The sequence below is a fragment of the Micromonospora sp. A200 genome (assembly GCF_029893845.1).
GTDB lineage: Bacteria > Actinomycetota > Actinomycetes > Mycobacteriales > Micromonosporaceae > Micromonospora > Micromonospora purpureochromogenes.
Map to the genome: position 1 here is coordinate 1 of NZ_JARXXY010000049.1, position 17,295 is coordinate 17,295.

Annotated in this window: 16 protein-coding genes; 9 read left to right on the plus strand and 7 right to left on the minus strand. The window is 74.8% G+C overall.

Going from position 1 to position 17,295, the window contains the following annotated elements:
* Positions 1-305: 305 nt before the first annotated feature.
* Complete coding sequence (locus M2302_RS29940) at positions 306-1,232, plus strand: MBL fold metallo-hydrolase (RefSeq protein ID WP_280841171.1); 927 nt, start codon at positions 306-308, stop codon at positions 1,230-1,232.
* 111 nt (positions 1,233-1,343) lie between these two features.
* On the opposite strand, the gene M2302_RS29945 is transcribed toward M2302_RS29940, so the two are convergent.
* On the minus strand, positions 1,344-2,342 hold the full coding sequence (locus M2302_RS29945; protein ID WP_280841201.1) for a hypothetical protein: 999 nt from the start codon (positions 2,340-2,342) through the stop codon (positions 1,344-1,346).
* 182 nt (positions 2,343-2,524) lie between these two features.
* The gene (locus M2302_RS29950) at positions 2,525-4,372 is read right to left on the minus strand and encodes a thiamine pyrophosphate-requiring protein (protein WP_280841172.1); all 1,848 of its coding nucleotides are present in this window, start codon (positions 4,370-4,372) and stop codon (positions 2,525-2,527) included.
* 241 nt (positions 4,373-4,613) lie between these two features.
* Here M2302_RS29950 and M2302_RS29955 point away from each other — a divergent pair, with 241 nt between their 5' ends.
* Positions 4,614-5,375: an MBL fold metallo-hydrolase gene (locus M2302_RS29955; RefSeq protein ID WP_280841173.1), complete on the plus strand. Its 762-nt coding sequence runs from the start codon at positions 4,614-4,616 to the stop codon at positions 5,373-5,375.
* On the plus strand, positions 5,372-5,953 hold the full coding sequence (locus tag M2302_RS29960) for a VTT domain-containing protein (protein WP_280841174.1): 582 nt from the start codon (positions 5,372-5,374) through the stop codon (positions 5,951-5,953). The genes M2302_RS29955 and M2302_RS29960 overlap by 4 nt, the downstream gene beginning before the upstream one ends.
* A 13-nt stretch (positions 5,954-5,966) precedes the next feature.
* Here the strand turns inward: M2302_RS29960 and M2302_RS29965 are convergent, their stop codons facing one another.
* From M2302_RS29965 to M2302_RS29975, 3 genes are all read right to left on the minus strand, one after another.
* A complete protein-coding gene (locus M2302_RS29965; RefSeq protein WP_280841175.1) occupies positions 5,967-8,249 on the minus strand; it encodes a phage holin family protein in 2,283 nt (760 codons plus the stop codon).
* A gap of 218 nt (positions 8,250-8,467) precedes the next feature.
* Positions 8,468-8,890, minus strand: coding sequence for an acyl-CoA thioesterase (locus M2302_RS29970; protein ID WP_280841176.1), 423 nt, complete (start codon positions 8,888-8,890; stop codon positions 8,468-8,470).
* A 45-nt stretch (positions 8,891-8,935) separates the two neighbouring features.
* Positions 8,936-10,783 carry an FG-GAP-like repeat-containing protein gene (locus M2302_RS29975; RefSeq protein ID WP_280841177.1) on the minus strand — a complete coding sequence of 616 codons (1,848 nt, stop codon included), beginning with the start codon at positions 10,781-10,783 and terminating at the stop codon, positions 8,936-8,938.
* A gap of 126 nt (positions 10,784-10,909) precedes the next feature.
* Between M2302_RS29975 and M2302_RS29980 the strand changes: the two genes are divergently transcribed.
* From M2302_RS29980 to M2302_RS29995, 4 genes are all read left to right on the plus strand, one after another.
* On the plus strand, positions 10,910-11,371 hold the full coding sequence (locus M2302_RS29980) for a hypothetical protein (protein ID WP_280841178.1): 462 nt from the start codon (positions 10,910-10,912) through the stop codon (positions 11,369-11,371).
* A gap of 130 nt (positions 11,372-11,501) precedes the next feature.
* Positions 11,502-12,515 (plus strand): nucleotide disphospho-sugar-binding domain-containing protein, encoded by a 1,014-nt coding sequence (locus M2302_RS29985; protein ID WP_280841179.1) that lies wholly within the window; start codon positions 11,502-11,504, stop codon positions 12,513-12,515.
* A 398-nt stretch (positions 12,516-12,913) separates the two neighbouring features.
* Positions 12,914-13,375, plus strand: coding sequence for a deaminase (locus M2302_RS29990; RefSeq protein WP_280841180.1), 462 nt, complete (start codon positions 12,914-12,916; stop codon positions 13,373-13,375).
* A 113-nt stretch (positions 13,376-13,488) separates the two neighbouring features.
* Positions 13,489-13,935 (plus strand): SRPBCC family protein, encoded by a 447-nt coding sequence (locus tag M2302_RS29995; RefSeq protein WP_280841202.1) that lies wholly within the window; start codon positions 13,489-13,491, stop codon positions 13,933-13,935.
* 4 nt (positions 13,936-13,939) lie between these two features.
* Here M2302_RS29995 and M2302_RS30000 read toward each other — a convergent pair whose 3' ends face one another.
* Both M2302_RS30000 and M2302_RS30005 read right to left on the minus strand, forming a co-directional pair.
* Positions 13,940-14,683, minus strand: coding sequence for an N-acetyltransferase (locus M2302_RS30000; protein WP_280841181.1), 744 nt, complete (start codon positions 14,681-14,683; stop codon positions 13,940-13,942).
* Between the two features lie 73 nt (positions 14,684-14,756).
* Positions 14,757-15,812 carry a nitronate monooxygenase gene (locus tag M2302_RS30005; RefSeq protein ID WP_280841182.1) on the minus strand — a complete coding sequence of 352 codons (1,056 nt, stop codon included), beginning with the start codon at positions 15,810-15,812 and terminating at the stop codon, positions 14,757-14,759.
* 128 nt (positions 15,813-15,940) lie between these two features.
* Here M2302_RS30005 and M2302_RS30010 point away from each other — a divergent pair, with 128 nt between their 5' ends.
* Positions 15,941-16,450: a DinB family protein gene (locus tag M2302_RS30010; RefSeq protein ID WP_280841183.1), complete on the plus strand. Its 510-nt coding sequence runs from the start codon at positions 15,941-15,943 to the stop codon at positions 16,448-16,450.
* A 60-nt stretch (positions 16,451-16,510) separates the two neighbouring features.
* Positions 16,511-17,257 (plus strand): ABC transporter permease, encoded by a 747-nt coding sequence (locus M2302_RS30015; RefSeq protein ID WP_280841184.1) that lies wholly within the window; start codon positions 16,511-16,513, stop codon positions 17,255-17,257.
* Positions 17,258-17,295: the final 38 nt, after the last annotated feature.

Sequence of the window (17,295 nt, forward strand, 5' to 3'; positions counted from 1 at the left end):
CGGGCACCGCGACCTCGTCGCGGCCGCCAGCATCGCCACCCGAACCCCGGGCGGCGGACCCACCACCCCGACAGCCGTCGTGCTGCCGCAGGTGGTCACGCACCGTCGAGCTGGCCGGCACCTCCCCGGTGCCGGCCGGTCCCGACGTGACCCGCGGCGCCCAGCATGGGTGGCGCGAGGATCAGTTGGCCCGCGGAGGCCCGCCCCACCACCCGGTGGGGAGTCGCTCGCCCAACAGGCGAGGATCCACAACACCCACCTGACACCCGGTGAACGTTAGTGGACACCGCACTAGCATCCCGCCCATGCGCCTGAAGCTCGGCCGTCCCGACCTTGACCGCTACGCGGCCCGGTTCGACGTGCCGCCGGCCGCCGGGAACTTCGCGGCCGTGTTCCTGGGCGTGTCCACGCTGCTGCTCGACGACGGCGAATCCGCCATCCTGACCGACGGGTTCTTCTCCCGGCCCTCGCTGCTCAAGGTCGCGTTCGGAAGGATCGTTCCCGACCAGGAGCGGATCGCCGGCGCGCTGGCCCGAGCCGGGCTCTCCGACCGCCGGCTGGACGCCGTCGTACCGGTGCACACCCACTTCGACCATGTCCTGGACTCCGCCGTCGTCGCGGAGCGCACCGACGCCACGCTCGTCGGTGGCGAGTCGGCCGCCAACGTCGGACGCGGCCACGGCCTGCCGCCGGACCGGATCCGCGCGGTGACCCCCGGCGAGCAGGTCACGTCGGGTGCGTTCACCCTCGCGTTCGTGGCGTCGGAACACTGCCCTCCGGACCGCTTCCCCGGGCACATCACCGAGCCCGTCGCGCCGCCGGCCAGGGCCCGTACCTACCGGTGCGGTGAGGCGTGGTCGCTCCTGGTCCGGCACGACAGCGGTCGCACCGCCCTGGTGCAGGGCAGCGCGGGCTTCGTTCCCGGGGCGCTGGAGGGGCACCGCGCCGACGTCGCGTACCTCGGGGTCGGTCAGCTCGGCGTGCGGGACGAGGGATACCTCACCAGCTACTGGGCGCAGACCGTGCGGAGCGTCGGTGCCCGGCGGGTCGTCCTCACCCACTGGGACGACTTCTTCCGCCCCCTGGACCGGCCACCGCGCGCGCTCCCGTACGCCGGTGACGACCTCGACACCACCATGCGCGTGCTCGGCCGCCTCGCCGACCGCGACGGCGTCGCCCTGCACCTGCCGACGATCTGGCGCCGCGAGGACCCCTGGAGCGGGCTGTTCTGAGGTCGGAGAAGGCCCCGTCCCGCTACAATCGGCGACCGTCCCAGCGGGCGAGCCCGGCGGCGGCCACGCGGCGGCCCACGGGGATATTCCGGATGGTCGGGGCGGGGGAGTTCACCCGTCGGGCTCCGGGCCCTGCCGGCAGAGCCGTCGGTGTTCCGCGGTCACCACGCCGAGCAGGAAGAGGTCCACGGCGAGCGCGGTGAGCGCCCCGAACTGGTTGACGGTGAAGCTAAAGATCTGCCCGAACAGCAGGTCGACCAGGAGGGCGAGTTTGAACAGCCGGAAGGCCCGCGTCCGGTCGCGAGGCAGCAGCGACGCCCCGCGGATGCTGAGCACCGCGGTGATCAGCGCGGAGATCGAGACCCCGAGCACGGCACGCCACTCCCGCTGGTCGTGCAGCTGGCCGCTGATCGTGTCCAGCAGGACCCCCAGCACGACGACGAACGGCTCGCCGACCAGGTAGAGCACCACCAGCGCCACCACCCACCGGTGCGTGGTCACCCAGACCACGGCCCGGCGGGCCCGGCGCAGCCACGGCTGCCAGAACCGGGGGCCGGGTGCCTCGCGCCGGGGCACCGTGTCGAGCAGCCGGGTGATCGCGTCCTCGACGTCCGGGCCGCACCCGTGCACCAGCCGGGCCGCGGCGGCCCGCCGGTCGTCGGTGAGGCCGGTGCGCAGCCCGCCGACCACCGCGTACAGCGCGTTCGCCGTCCGCTCCGGACCGGTGGGGCGGATCCGGCCCCGGATCGCCTGGGTGATCACCACGAGCAGGGCGAAGGCGCCGTAGATGATGCCGGCCGCCGGGGCGTAGAAGTAGTCGGTCCCGGCGGTGACGAACTTGCCCACCTCGTCGATGAACAGCCCGAAGCCGATCCCACCCAGGACCGCGCCGAGGTTGCGCGCCGCGCTGCCCAGGAAGACCAGCGCGACACCCAGTCCGGTGGTCATCAGCAGGCCACCCCAGAGCACGTGCGCGATGTGCAGCCCACCGCCGCCGAGCTGCGGGTAGCCGGCCGCCTGGAGGAAGGCCCGGACGAGCAGCACGGTGACCACCCCGGACAGCACGAACGCCTGCAGGTACGACGGCGCCTCCAGTACCCGGAGCGGCATCGTCCAGCGGGACGGACGGGCGGGCATGCTCCCGACGCTAGCGGCGGCGGCCGGCACCCAGGGTCGGTTCCGTCCAACTGCGAACCGGCCGGCGGCCCGGATCCGCCCGCGGCGTACCGGGCGTCAGGACGGACCTCGCTCCGGGCGGTGCCGGGTGCCGCTCACCCCGCCCCGCTCGTTGCTCACCTGCGACGTGATCGGTAGGCGGTGAGGGTGGCGGGCAGACCCCGGCGGATGATGCCGGCCCAGTCGGTGTCGCCGCGCAGCAGCGCCCCGGCGGTGTTGCGGGCCTGTTCCAGCGTGAAGTGCGGGGGCAGCATCAGCTCGGCGGGGTCGACGAGAGCGTTGACGACGACGGGCCGGTCGGCGTTCAGCGCCCGCTCCCAGACGTCGGGGATCTGCTCCGGCGCGTCGACCAGCTCGCCACCCAGCCCGAGCACCTCCGCCCACCGGTGGTAGGCGATGTCCGGCAGTTCCTGGCTGTCCGGGAACATCGGCGTCCCCTCGGTGGAGCGCTGTTCCCAGCTGACGAAGGCGAGGTCCCGGTTGTTCAGCACCAGCACCACGAACCGCGGATCGGCCCAGCTGCGCCAGTACTTGGCCACGGTGATGAGTTCGTTGACGCCGTTCATCTGCATGGCGCCGTCGCCGATGAGCGCGACCAGCGGGCGGTCCGGGTGGGCGAACTTCGCCGCCAGCGCGTACGGCATCGCGCCGCCCATCGACAGCAGGGTGCCGGAGAGGCTGGCCAGCATGCCCGGGCGGACCTGGATGTGCCGGGCGTACCAGGCCGTCGTCGTGCCGCAGTCCACCGAGATCATCGCGTCGTCTGGCAGCCGGTCGTTGAGGGTGGCGAAGAGGAGCTGGGGGTTGACCGGGTCGGCCGGTTGCCCGGCGAGATCCCGCTGCGTCTGGCGCCACGCCCGGGTCTCGGCGGAGATCGTCTCCCGCCAGCCGGTTGGGGCGGGGCCGGGCCCCAGCTCACGCAGCAGCGCGCGCAGGGTGGCGGCCGCGTCGCCGGTCAGGTTCACCTCCGTCGGGTACCGCAGCCCCAGCTGGGTGCCGTCCCGGTCGACCTGTACCGCCCGGGCCCGCCCCGGCGGCGGGTAGAACTCCGAGTAGGGCATGTTGCTGCCGACGATCAGCAGCCGGTCGCAGCCCTGCATCAGCTGCCAGCTCGGGCGGGTGCCGAGCAGCCCGATCGCGCCGGTCACCCAGGGCTCCCGGTGGTCGACCGCGGGGAAGCCCAGCAGCGCGGTGGCGACGCCCGCGCCCAACCGGTGGGCGACCTCGCGTACCTCGTTCTCGGCGCCGAGCGCGCCCTGCCCGACCAGCATGGCCACCCGCTCGCCGCCGCGCAGGACGTCGGCCGCCCGGCGTACCTCCGCCTCCGGTGGCACGGTCGGGCCGCTGCTCGGCACGCTGCTGGTGTGGTAGTACCCGTGGGCGTACGGCGGCTCCGGCACCGCCGGCTCGTCCTGCACGTCGAGGGGGAGCACCAGGGCGGTGACGGTGCGCCTGGCCAGCGCGGTCCGGCAGGCGCGGTCCACCAGGTGGCGCACCTGGGCGGGATGGTCGAGCTGGGCCAGGAACGCCGCGGCCACGTCCTTGTAGAGCGCCAGGAGGTCGACCTCCTGGTAGTACCCGCCACCCTCGGCGGTCAGGGCGGTGTGGCCGACCAGGGCCACCACCGGCTGGTGGTCCAGCTTGGCGTCGTACAGGCCGTTCAGCGCGTGGATCGCCCCGGGCCCGCTGGTGACCAGGACGCAGCCCAGCGGGCCGCCCCCGTACTTCACGTGCGCCGACGCCGCGAAGCCGGCGGTCTCCTCGTGCCGCACCTGTACGAACTGCGCCCGCTCGTTGGTGCGTTGCAGCGCCGAGGTCATCCCGTTGATGCCGTCGCCCGGGTAGCCGAAGTAGCGGCGGACGCCCCAGCACGCCAACCGTTGCACAAGGTGATCCGCCACCTTGGCGTCCCTGGGCAGCGGCCAGGGGTCCGCCGGTACCCGCCCGTCGCCGTCCACGCTCACCTGACTGATCCCTCCGCTCGGTCCACGGGGCGGGCGCCGGCCTCCGCCACCCGGACCGTCCCGCCCGCCGCCGCCGGACGGTATGAGTATGTGACAGCATTTCCGGCGGAATGGTCGATTCGACCCCTCCGCCGACCGTCAGGGGGAGGAGGACCGTCTCGGTCCGACGGGGGGCCACGTGAGGTTCGGGCCGCGCGGTGGCACCGCCGGATACGGTGGCAGGCGTGACCGAGGCGGTGTCGTGCGGCTGACGTGGTACGGGCACAGCACCGTGTGGATCGAGGACTCCGGCACCCGGCTGCTGACCGACCCGCTGCTGCGTGACCGGCTCGCCCACCTGCGCCGACGCCGTGGGCCCACCCCGCGGCTGCCGGGCGCCCCGGACGCCGTACTCGTGTCGCACCTGCACGCCGACCACCTGGACTTCGCGTCGCTGCGCCGGCTGCCCCCGGACACCGCGCTGGTGGTGCCGGCGGGTGCGGGCCGCGTGGTCCGCCAGGCGCTGGGCGCGGCGGCCGCCCGGCGCTGCACGGAGCTCGCGGTGGGCGACCGCACCACGATCGGCCGGGTCACGGTCGCCGCCGTCCCCGCGGCCCACCACGCCGGCCGGGGCCCGTGGTCCCGGCACCGGGCACCCGCCCTCGGCTACCTGATCGACGGCCGGCTGCGGACCTGGTTCGCCGGGGACACCGCCCTCTTCGACGAGATGGCCGGGCTGGGGCCGCTCGACCTGGCGCTCGTCCCGGTCGGTGGGTGGGGACCCACGCTCGGCCCCGGCCACCTCGATCCGGCGGGCGCCGCGGAGGCGGTACGGCGGGTGGCGGCGGCGTGGGCCGTGCCCATCCACTTCGGCACCTTCTGGCCGGTCGGCTGCGAACGGGTCCGGCCGGACCGGTTCTTCGGCCCGGGGGACGACTTCGCCCGCCACGCCGAGGCGGTCTCGCCGGGCACCCGGGTGCGCGTGCTGCTGCCGGGCGAGTCCGTCGCGGTGCGCCGGCCGTGACGGCGACGCTCGGCGTGCTGGGCTCGCTGGTCCTGGTGGTGCTCTTCGGGTCCGTCGTCCCGGTGGTGCCGACCGGCGCGGCGGTCAGCGGCGCCGCGGCGCTCGCCGCCCACCAGCATCCGGTCACCGTGGTCCTCGTCGTGATCGCCGGCGCGTTCGGGGCGTACGCGGGCGACCTGGCGACCTACGGCATGCTCGGCTGGGGCGGCGAGCGGCTCGCCCGGCGCCTGCACTGGCTGCGTGGCCGGCAGCGGGTCGGCCGGATGACGGCGCGCGTGCGCGAGGAACTCGTCTCGACGCTGCTGGTGTCCCGGCTCATCCCGGGCGGCCGGATCCCGGTGCTGCTGGCGGCGGCCCTGTCCGGGCTGACCTGGCGGCGTTTCGCCCTCGCCGCCGCGCCCGCCAGCCTGCTGTGGTCGGTGCTCTACGCCGCGATCGGTGTCCTCGGGCGGGCGATCTTCCCCGAGCCGTGGCAGAGCGTCGTCGCCGCGATCCTACTGGTCGTGCTGGTCAGCCAGGGGCTGAGCTGGCTGGCCCGGCGCCGGGCCCTGCCGGGCGAGCCGCCGGTGGCACCGTAGCCGATTGCCGGCGCTACGCGTCGCCCACGTGGCGGTCCACTGTGCGGCCCGCCGGGTCGTCCCCCTCGTCGGTCTGGTCATCGGGCCGGCGCAGCCCGAGCCGGCGCAGCCAGGCGAGCAACTGCCCGTGCACAGCCTCCGGGCCGACCAGCTCGCCCTCCTGCGGCCAGTCGGCGGGGTGGATGAGCAGGGCCTCCGTCTGCCAGCCGCCGAGTCCGCCGTGGCAGCCGACCAGCTCCTCGAAGGCCGCCACCTCCTCCAGACCCGGGTCCACCGTGCTGATCACCACGAGGTCACCGACGTGGTCCATCGCCTGGTGGCGCAGCAGGTCCTGACGCGCCCACCGGCCGTACGGGACCAGCGGGTCGTCGCCGTCGACCTGCCCGTCCCGCAGGTTGTGGCAGCCGCGCGCCCCGATGGCCAGCGGCCCGGCGGCCGAGTCGACGACGACCAGGCCGATGCCGGGATGCGCGGCCAGACCGTCGATCAGCCCCGGTACGAGGGCGTCGAGCCGCTCGCGGGTCAGCCGCCCCGGATGGCGGGGCAGATAGATCATCGCCAGGTTGCCCGACGCCACCACCACGGTCTCCGGATCGGTCCGGGTCGCCGCCGCCGCCTCCTCGTCGGCCGGGCCCAGGGTGACCTCGCCCCCGTCCGTGTGCGACCGCACCGCCACCCGGGTCGCCGTGCCGGTCGCCCCGCCCCGGCCCGCCACCTCGGTGAGCAGCGTGTTGACCCGTCCCCACTCCTCGACCGGGCCGGCGGCCTCGGCGGTCGCCGCCTCCCGCACCGGCGTCGGGGGCCCTGGCCGGCCGTCGGGAGCGGTCGGGCGCACCGTGGGCGCGGCGAGCCGAGCGACCACCTGTGCCAGCGACTCGCCGTACCGCTGGCGGAAGGTGGCGCCCTGGCTCTGCCCGTGGTCGCTCAACACCACGATGTGGTAGTGCCGCGCCGCCTCGGCCGCCAGCCGCTGGAGGATGCCGAGCGTCTGGTCGAGCGCTTCGAGGACCGCCAGCGCCTGCGGCCGGGCCGGCCCGGCGTGGTGGGCCACCTCGTCGTAGTCGAGGAAGTCGCAGAAGATCACCGGCGCGCCACCGGCCATCTGCTCGGCGATCAGCGACACGTTGAGGTCACTGAGCAGGCTCGCCATCGGGCGCAGCGCCAGATAGGAGCCGCTGCGGCGCCCCCTGGGCTGTACGCCGCGCAGTCGCTGCCGCCGGGCCTCGTACAGCTCGCGCACCACCTGCCCGGCGCCGCGCACGATGGCCCGGGCGAACCCGTACGGGCTGGCCATGAACGCCGCGTAGCCCCGGGTGGACCGCCCGGGCAGCCCGGCCCGGCTCACCGTGAGCAGGCTGGTGGGGGCGTCGCCGGAGAAGACCGTGCTGATGCTGACCCCGCCGTCCCGCAGCAGCCCCTGCCCGGTGGACAGCCGCCGCTCGACCTCGGCGGCGTCGCGGGGCCGGCTGGTCACCATGAGACGGCTGGCGGTGTCGTCCGCGGTCGCCTTCTCGTACCAGCGATAGGCCGGCACCCGCCGGACCTCGCCGTGCAGCAGGCCCGCCTGCGCCGCCGGCGTGGTGGCCGGCAGGCCGGTGTGCCAGTGGGTCATCCGGTGACTGCGGGACCGCAGCCACCCACCGATCGTGGGCAGGTTGCCGGCCCGGATGGCCCACTGCACCAGCGGCGCGGCCACGCCGTCGAGCTGGACGACGAGCAGGGCGTCGGCCGTCTGCCGCACGGGTGGCGCCCCGGCGGCGCCGCGGCGGTGCCAGGCCGGTCGCCGGTGGCGAGCCGGTCCACGGCGTACCCGGTTCATCACCCACAGCATCTCGCTGACGAACGCGTCGTCGGTGCCGGCGTCGGCGAGCCAGTTCAGGATCGCGGCCAGCGCCACGGCGAGCCACGCGGCGGCGAAGGCGTCGGCGAACCCGCGGACGTGCGCCTCCGGGTCCAGGCGTAGCGCGACATACATGACGACGGCCTGCACGCACACGCCGATGGCCAGCGCCCCGAGGCCGCCCAGCGCGGTGGAGAGCGCGAACAGCAGCGGGCGCAGCACCGCACCGATCCCGGCAATCAGCCCGACCAGCCACAGCATCGCCACCAGGCCGCTGGCGGTGACCCCCGGCAGCAGCCACAGCGTCAGGCTGAGCACCACGAACGAGGTCACCATGCTGCGCAGCAGCGCCCGCAGCCGCGCGAGCGTGGGCCGGTAGTCGCGCAGCACCCGCAGGCCCAGCCGCAGCGGTTCGGGCAGCTTCCGGCGCGCCTCGGCGTCACCGTCCGGCTCCATCCCCATCACGATGCCACACCCCGCCCACCAAGATCGGCAGGTGCGGAGCGGGTCGTCCGGGCAGGTCCGCCACCGGTCCGCCGGATGCCGCCGGGGCCGACGGTCGACGCGCTGTCAGAGCACCGAGAAGTCGGTCGGAAGGCTGCCCGGGCGGCCGGTGGCGGCGTCCCGTCGCCCACCCCGAGCGTGTCGGTCGCCGCCCGGTCGGCACGCCGGCGTCAGAGGCGGAGCGGTCCCGGCTCGGTGGCCAGCTCCCGGAACCGCTTCCGCGGGTCGGCCACGAGCCGCCGGGTCGACAGGTCGAGCAGACCGCCCACCCCGGTCACCGTCGCGACCTGGGTGCCGTCCAGGCGGCGGTAGTCCTGCTCGATCCGGAACGTCCGGCCCTCGCCCCAGTGGAACTCGCAGGACACGTCCACCTCGTCCCCGCCGCGCAGCTCCCTCAGATATCTCAGGGTGACCTCCAGGGCGACCGGTCCCACGCCGGTGGCGATGAGCCGGTCCTGCGAGATGCCGGCGGCACGCAGGCACTCCCATCGGGCGTGCTCGGCGTACTGGAGGTAGACGGCCTGGTTCAGGTGGCCCTGGGTGTCGAGCTCGTAGCCCCGGACCGCGATGCGCACCGTGAAGGGATCTCCCATGCACCGGGAGCGTAGGCGGTGGGTACGACGCCGCTTCCGGAACCGCTAGCCGATATGCATGCCGAAACCTGCGAAAGCCTCGGGCCCGACCGGCAGATCGGCTGCCGACCACGTCCTGAGGCCGTTGACCGTGACCCCGCCGGGCGCCTCCGACGTCGCCGGCGTGCTGCGGACGACCATCACCGCGCCCGCCCGCCGCAACCCGTTGACCGTCGCGTTCCAGCAGCCCACGACGAGGCCCGCGGCGCCGTCGGGCTGGCGCACCGTACGGAGGACGTCGCCGAGGTAGAAGTACGCGCTGCCGGCGCTCGCCGGTACGCCCGGCGTCTTCCAGTCCAGCCTGCGCAGCCCGGTGGTGGTGAGCCCCTGTGCGCTGCCCCGGAAGACCGTGATCGCGCCCGTCCCGGCGACACCCCCGACGGTCTCCTGCGGGCTCGCGACGGCGACGTCGCCCCGACCGTCGTTGTCGAAGTCGCCGAATGCCAGTTCCGTACCGAAGAACGCCGACGGGTCGTCGCTGCCCGGGACGCCGGGGCTCCGCTGCGTCCAGTACTGCACGCCGTTGACGGTGAGACCGGTGGACGAGCCACGCAGCACGGTGACCGAGCCGCCCCGGTTCACCGTGTCGGAGCTGAAGCCTTCGCGCTGGGCAGTCACCACGAGGTCCGCGTAGCCGTCTCCGGTGAGGTCGCCGGCGGCGAGGGCGTGACCGAAGCCGTCACCGTACTCGGCGACGTCCGGCACGCCCGGCGTGTCCTGGTAGAACAGCTGCGCCCCGGCGATGCCGAGACCGTCGCCCGTTCCGGGCAGGATGACCACCGATCCGGCGAAGTACACCGAGCCGAAGTGGTCGCGCGGGAAGCCGACAGCGAGGTCGTCGCGGCCGTCGTGGTTGAAATCCGCCGCAGCCAGCACGGCACCGAAGCCGTCGGTCTCCGGGCGGACGGGCAGGCCGGCCGCGTTGCCGGGGACGTACTGGGCAGCGGTGGGACTTAGCCCGTCGGGCGTACCGCGGAACAGCGCGACGCCACCGACCCAGGGACGGCCGGCGCGGGGTGCCCCGGTCACCAGGTCGTCCGTGCCGTCACCGTTGAAGTCGCCCACGGTGAAAGCGGAGCCGAACAGGTTCTCGCCGGCGACGCCCTCACCGGGGACGTCGGCCTCCGGCGCCACGTCGGCGAGCCGGATCATCCGGGCCTCGGCGGTGGTCAGCCCCGACGGGCCGCCGTAGAGGATGCGGAACCGGTCGTGCACGCTGCCGATCGCGAGGTCGGCGAAGCCGTCGTGGTCGAAGTCGCCGGAGCCGAGCCCGCGGCCGAAGTCGTTGATCTCGCCATGCGGGTCGGGCGAGCCCTCGTCGGTCGGCATGCCCGGCGTCGTGTGGTCGAAGTACTGGCTCCCCGCGGTGGTGAAACCACCCCTGGGATCGCCGAAGAGCACGTGGACGGCGCCGGTCTGCCCGCCGTTGACCACCTTGCGCAGCTCCGCCACGGCGAGATCCGGCCGGCCGTCGCCGTTGAAGTCGCTGCGCACCTCGTTCAGCCCCGTGATCGGCCGGAAATGACGGCCGACAGGGTTCGTGGGCACCGGCTTCACGTCCCCCGTCACGGTCGGCGTCCGTGTCGCCGCATCGGACGCGGTGGCGCCCTGCGCGGTGCCGCGCTCCGCGGCCGCGTCCGTCGGCGCGAGGCGTGCGCCGGCCGGGCCCGGCCGGGCCGGCTGGGGCGGCTGGGCGGCGCCCACCACCGTCGGGTCGAGGTACGAGGTCGGTACGCCCGGACCCGGGGGAGGGGTGCTCGCCGTCATGCTCGCCGCGACGAGTCCGCCCAGGACCGCGGCACTGCCCACCAACCGGTACGCCCGCATGAATTTCTCCCCCCGCGATGGCGTCATGATGACACGCCGCTCGGCCGGCCGGGGGGCACCAGAAGTGACCGTCGTGGTCGCCGCCGGTCGGGTCCGGATGCCGCACACTGTGCCGGTGGCCGGAGCCGAACTCGTCGTCGCACACGACCTCGGATGGACATGTGGTACGGGCAGTTCGTCATCCGTGGGGGCCGTCCCGCCGACCCGCCCGACGATGCGCTGTTCCAGCGGGCGCAGCAGGGGGCGGGCATCGCCGGTGACGGCCAGAGCGTGCTGGTGCTCTCGCCCCACCAGGCCAACGTCGCCATGCCGGTCCGGGTAGAGGTGACCGCCGCGGGACCGGCCGACGATCTCGCCGACTGGGAGGAGGCGTTCGAGGCCGGCCTCGCCGTCGACGCCGACGGGCTGCTGCTGTTCGACTCCCCGACCGCGGCGCGGCTGCACTGCCCGGTACCGCCCGGCCGGTACCGGATGCAGGTCGCGGGCCGGGGATTCGTGTCGCGGGGCTGGCCCGGCTCCACCCGACCGGGCGACCGGTGGCGGGTGCGGCTGTGGCCGGCGGCCGGCCCGGTGGAACCCCGCCGGCTGAAGGCGTGGACCGAGCCGATCGAATGATCTACCGGCATATGTCTTGAAGTGACTGTTCACGCTGGCACCGCGCCGCGACCTGCCGGTGCCCCCGCGGCCCGCCGGTGTCGGCCCCGGGGCCGCGAGGTGCCCGGAGGCGCGGCGTACCTTCGTCGGAATGCGCGTACTGTTCGCCAGCCTCGCATCGGTCGGTCACACCTATCCGCTGATCCCACTGGCGGTGGCCGTCCGGGAGGCCGGACACGAGGTGCACTTCGCCGTCGGCGAGGAGGTGCACGCACCACTCGCCGCGAACGGCCTGCGCCCCTTCCGTCCCGCGGACGCGTTCTACGAGCTCTACGCCGAGGACCTGGCACCGGAACTCGCCCGGCTGGAGCCCGACCTCGTCGTCCACGAATGGGGCGTGCCGGGAGCGGCCGTCGCCGCCCGTCGGGCCGGCATCCCGGGAATCTGGCACGGCTTCGGGCGGATGATCCCCGAGGGCATCGGCCTGGAACTGCCCACCCGGAACGCCGAGGCGGCCGGGCGGCCGCACGTCGACATCTGCCCACCGTCGTTGCAGGACGAGCGCTTCCTCGCCACGGCGGACCGGATCGTGTTACGGCCCGTCGCGTACTCGACGCCGGCGGCGCTGCCCGCCTGGGACAGCCACCGCAGGTCACTGCCGCTGATCTACCTGACGCTCGGCACCGCCTTCGGCACCCGGGAGCTGCTGAGCGCGGCCATCGAGGGGCTGGCCACGCTGGACGCGCGCGTGCTGGTCGCCGCCGGCCGGGTGCCCCTGGACCAGCTCGAAAACGTGCCGGACAACGTCAGCGTGCGGCGCTGGGTGCCGCAGGCGCAGCTGCTGCCGCAGGCCGATCTCGTCGTGCACCACGGCGGCAGCGGCACCACCCTCGGCGCGCTCGCCGCCGGCGTCCCACAGCTGATCGTGCCGCAGGGCGCCGACCAGTTCTCCAACGCCGAAGCGGTCAGCGCGGCCGGCGCCGCGCTGCGCCTGCTCGGCGACGAGGTGAGCGCCGCGGCCATCGCCGAGCGCGCCCGGCGGCTTCTGCCGCGCGCCGGGCGGACCGACCACCGGGACGCCGCCCGCGCGATCGCCGAGGAGATCGCGCGGATGCCCGCCCCGGCCGAGGTGGCCCGCCACCTGCCCGATCTTTCGCGCGGGTGAGAAGAGCGCTCGCGCCGCCGGGACGACCCACGGTTGCTGGTGCGGTCCGCGTCGCCGGGCCGCGCCGGCTGCCCTCGCCACCGGTCAGGGTCACCGTCACCGTCACTGGGCCGGGCCGACCTGGAGCCGACGGCGCGGTACTTCGTCCGAGCGGGTTGTGCGCCGGCTCATGGTCGAAGGCGGCGCGACGATGCACACTCAGGTCCTCGAGGCGGGTCCGGCCGACGAGCTGCACCTGGTGCTTGGCCCCTTCTTCGTGGGGGCAGCCGGGCGCGCCGCTTCGTCGCCGGCGGTCCACGTCGGCACCCGGACCACCGGGCCCGCCGCCCGGCCGAGGTACGCGAGATGGGGGACGCGGTGCTGCTGCGGTGTGCGTTGTCGGAACGGTTCGGCACCCCATGACCCCACCGCCCGCCCTCGACCGCCGCTGGCTCCAGGACGCGGTCGACCTCTCCCGGCGGTGCCCGCCGAAGGCCACCGCCTACGCGGTCGGCGCGATCGTGGTCGGCCGCGACGGGACCGAGCTGGCCCGGGGGTACTCCCGGGAGACCGATTCCCATGTGCACGCCGAGGAGTCCGCGCTGGTCAAGCTCCGCGGGGTCGACCTGTCCGGAGCGACCATCTACAGCTCCCTGGAACCGTGCAGCGTGCGTCAACACCGGTCGCCCACCTGCACCAGCCTGATCCTGGCCGCGGGTATCCGTCGGGTCGTGCTGGCGATGCGGGAACCGCCGGTGTTCGTGGACTGCCAGGGCGTCGAGCTGCTGGCGGCGGCAGGCGTCGAGGTGGTCGAGCTGCCGGACCTCGCGGACCAGGTACGCGCGATCAACGGGTACGTCATGGAGGTGCCGGGCGCCTGAGCCCTTGCACGTCGGGTGGCGGACGCGCCCGGTCACATCCTCCGCTTTCGGTGTGTCATGAGCGGTGGGCGGGACACCCTCGACCCGCCGCGTCAGCACGAGCAGGAGGAGCCATGACCGCCGCCGTCTCCACCATCGACATCGACCGGCCGCCGGACGAGGTGTACGCGTACGTCACCGATCCCACGCGGTTCGCCGAGTGGCAGCACGACGTGGTCGGCGTACGCCTGGCGTCGGGTGGCACGGTCGGACTGGGCACCCGGTTCACCACGACCCGCCGGATCGGCGGGGTCGAGCGCACCATGACCCAGGAGGTGACCGAGGACAGTCCGCCCGGCCGGTGGGCGGTGCACGGGGTCGACGGGCCGATCTGGCCGAGCGTGACCGTCACCGTCGAACCTCTGGACGAGGGCGCGCGGTCGCGCGTGACGTTCGCCCTGGACTTCGCCGGGCACGGGGTCGGTGTGCCGCTCGTGCCGATGGTTCGCCGGCTGGCGGCGAAGGGCGCGCCGGCGAGCTACCGGCACCTGAAGGAGCGGCTCGAGGCAGGAGTCTCCTAGCCGCCTACAGCCGGTGCCGGACCCAGACGTTGGGCTCGACGTAGACGGCGTGGTCGTGCGCCACGTCGCAGTGCACCGGCACCAGAGCGCCCGGCACGTGCACCGGTCCGCTCGTGTCGAACGGCAGGCCGGTCCAGCGGCGCCAGTCCTCGAGGCTGCCGCTGATCATCATCGACCGGGTGGCCACCCGCTCGATGCGTCCGCCCGCGCGCACGTGCACCCGCAGCCACGGGTCGACGGGCAGGCCGTCGTCGCGGACCCGGGCCGCGTACTCGGTCATCGGCAGCTCGGGGTCGGTGTGCTTGCCGCTCGGGCGGACCGGGGCGACCAGGGTGTCGTACCCCCGATCGGCGACGGCCCGCCGCATGGCGGCGAGCATCCGGGCGGACAACCCGGCGCCCCGCCGGTCGGGTCGGACGCAGATCTCGATGGCCGACACGATGTTCGGGGTGGCCCCGGTGAGGCGGGTGACGGTGGCCCGCTGGATCGCCCGGTCCCAGCCGCCGTCCGGTAGCTCCGGCTCGGTCCAGCGCAGCGGCACGGCGTACGCCTTCGCGACGGCGCGCCCGGGCTCGGCGGAGTCGACGGCGGCGAGCACGAACTCGGGATAGAGGTCGTGGGCGACGTTGTAGTAGATGCCACCCATCGGATCCCAGAGCATGAACTGCGGCCACGCCCCGTCGAAGTCCTCGTCGAACAGGGCAGCGAGGTCCGGGCGGTCCGCCAAACTCACGATGTCGATCGTCACGGAGGGACACCGTAGGGCGGCCACCGGGGCGGCGCATCCCAATTCACGGCCCGCCCGGGAAGGCCGTGGCTGCTCAGCCCCAGGCGCCGGACCTCTCGGCGGCCGCCGTCAGCGCGGCCCTGGCCCCCGCGGTCAGCTCGGCCACCAGATCACCCGCCGGCGTCTCCGTCGCCAGGGCATGCGCCTGACCGGCCCACAGGTTCGCCACCGAGGCGTCCCCGCTGCCCTTCGCGGCGGCCAGCAACGGGCGGGTGAGGTGCAGCACCTGCGGGTAGCCGACGGGTGCCGACCGGTCGTGCCGGCGAAGAAAGTCGTTGACCACCCCCCGCGCCCGCTTCCCGGTGAACGCGCGGGTCAGCGCGGTCGGCGCGGTGCCGGCCACCGCCGCCCGGTGCATCGGGGAGGTGCCCGCCTCCGGGCAGCGCAGGAAGGCCGTACCGACCTGGGCGGCGGCGGCACCGGCGGTCAGCACGGCCGCCACCCCGGCGCCGTCGGCGATGCCGCCGGCCGCCACCAGCGGCCGGTCGCAGCGGGCGGCGACCAGCCGGAGCAGGGACAGCACCCCGTAGTCGTCGTCGTCCGGCAGGCCACCGCGGTGCCCGCCGGCCTCGGTGCCCTGCACGACGACGGCGTCCACGCCGAGCCCGACCGCTTCGGAGGCGGCGTCGGGGCTGGTGACCGTGGCCCAGACCTCGGTGCCCCGCTCCCGCAGGGCGGCCACCGCCGCCCGGTCGGGCAGCCCGAACACGAAGGACACCACCGGCACCGGGTCCGCGAGCAGGGCGGCCAGCTTCTCCGGGTACGCGTCGTCGCCGCCGACCGGGTCGCCGAGCGTCACCCCGTGCCGCCGGGCCTCCGGGGCGAGCCGCTCGGCGTACGCCCGGACGGCGGCCTCGTCGACCGCACCGCCGCTCGCGTCCGGCAGGAAGACGTTGACGCCGAACGGGCGGTCGGTGCGGGTACGGACCTCGGCCACGTCGGCGGCGAGCCGGTCCGCGCTGATCATCCCGGCGGCCAGGAAGCCCAGGCCACCCGCGGCCGAGACGGCCGCCGCGAGGGCCGGTGTCGACGGGCCGCCGGCCATCGGCGCGGCGACGATCGGGCGAGGCAACACGGACAGCACGGACATCCACCCATCCTGCCGGATCGCGGTCGCTCCCAGCGGACGCGGCCCGAGTTCCGCCCACGCGCGGGAGTTCTGTCGCCGCCGGCCGCCGTGGGGTCCCCTCCCCGTGCTGGTGCCGTTAGCCTCAGCGGGTGGATCAATGCGACGAGTGCGGCTTCGACTACGCCGGCGTCTCCGCCGCCGACCTGCGGCGGCTTTTGGGCGCGGTCGGTGAGCGGTACGCGACCGCGCTGGGCGGGGTGGCGGACCTGCGGCGGCGACCGGCCGAGGGGGTGTGGTCGCCACTGGAGTACACCTGCCACGTCCGGGACGTGCTCCGGGTCCAGACCGATCGGCTGGTCCTGGCGCTCACCGTCGACCAGCCGGAGTTCACCCCGATGGGACGCGACGAACGCGCCGTCACCGACGCCTACAACGAACAGGACCCGAGGGTGGTGCTCGCCGCGTTGGCCACCGCCGCGACCGACCTGGCGACCCGGTTCTCCGCACTCGACCAGGCGGACCTGGCCCGCACCGGCGTCTACCCGTGGCCGGAACCCCGGGCCCGGACGCTGCTCTGGCTCGGCCAGCACACCATCCACGAAACCGAACACCACCTGCTGGACATCACCCGCGCCTCCGGCGCCGAAGCCGCCCGCTGACCCGTCGCCGCAGGTGGGCGGTGCTGCGCGGAGCGCGCGAGGTCGCGGGAGACTGACCCGATGTCCTCGACGATGCTGGTGGTCGGCCCGAAGCTGGCGGTGACCCTGGTCGTGCTGACCGCCGTGGCGGCGGCCGTGGCCACCGTCGGCCGGCTCGGGCACGGCCGCCAGATCGCGGTCGCCGCCGTCCGCGCGGCGGTCCAGTTGGCGGCGGTGTCGCTGCTGATCGCCGCCATCGTGGCGTCGCTGTGGGCCACCGCCGCCTTCGTGGTCGTGATGTGCGTGGTTGCGGCGGGCACCTCCGGCCGGCGGATCACCGGCGGGGCGCGCGGATGGTGGGCCGTCGTGCCGATCGTGGCCGGCAGCCTCTCCGTCGTGCTGGGTCTGCTGCTGGCGGGCCTGGTGCCGGCGCGCGGGATCGCGGTCATCCCGGTCGCCGGGATCCTGATCGGCGGCGCGATGACCGCCACCTCGTTGGCCGGCCGGCGGGCCCTGGACGAGCTGATCGGCCGCCGGGGTGAGGTGGAGGCGGCCCTGGCGCTGGGGCTGCTGCCCCGCGACGCGGTGCTGCTGGTCTGCCGTCCGGCGGCCGGCCAGGCGTTGATCCCGGCGCTGGACCAGACCCGCACGGTGGGCCTGGTGACCCTGCCCGGCGCCTTCGTCGGGATGCTGCTCGGCGGGGCGGGTCCGCTCGCCGCCGGGATCACCCAGCTGGTCGTCCTGGTCGGACTGCTGGCCGTGGAGGCGGTCGCGGTGGTGCTGACCGTCGAGCTGGTGGCCCGCGGGCGGCTGCGTCCGACGCCATGACCGGCTGGGCCGGTGCCGCGGCTGCCGGCCCGGCCGGT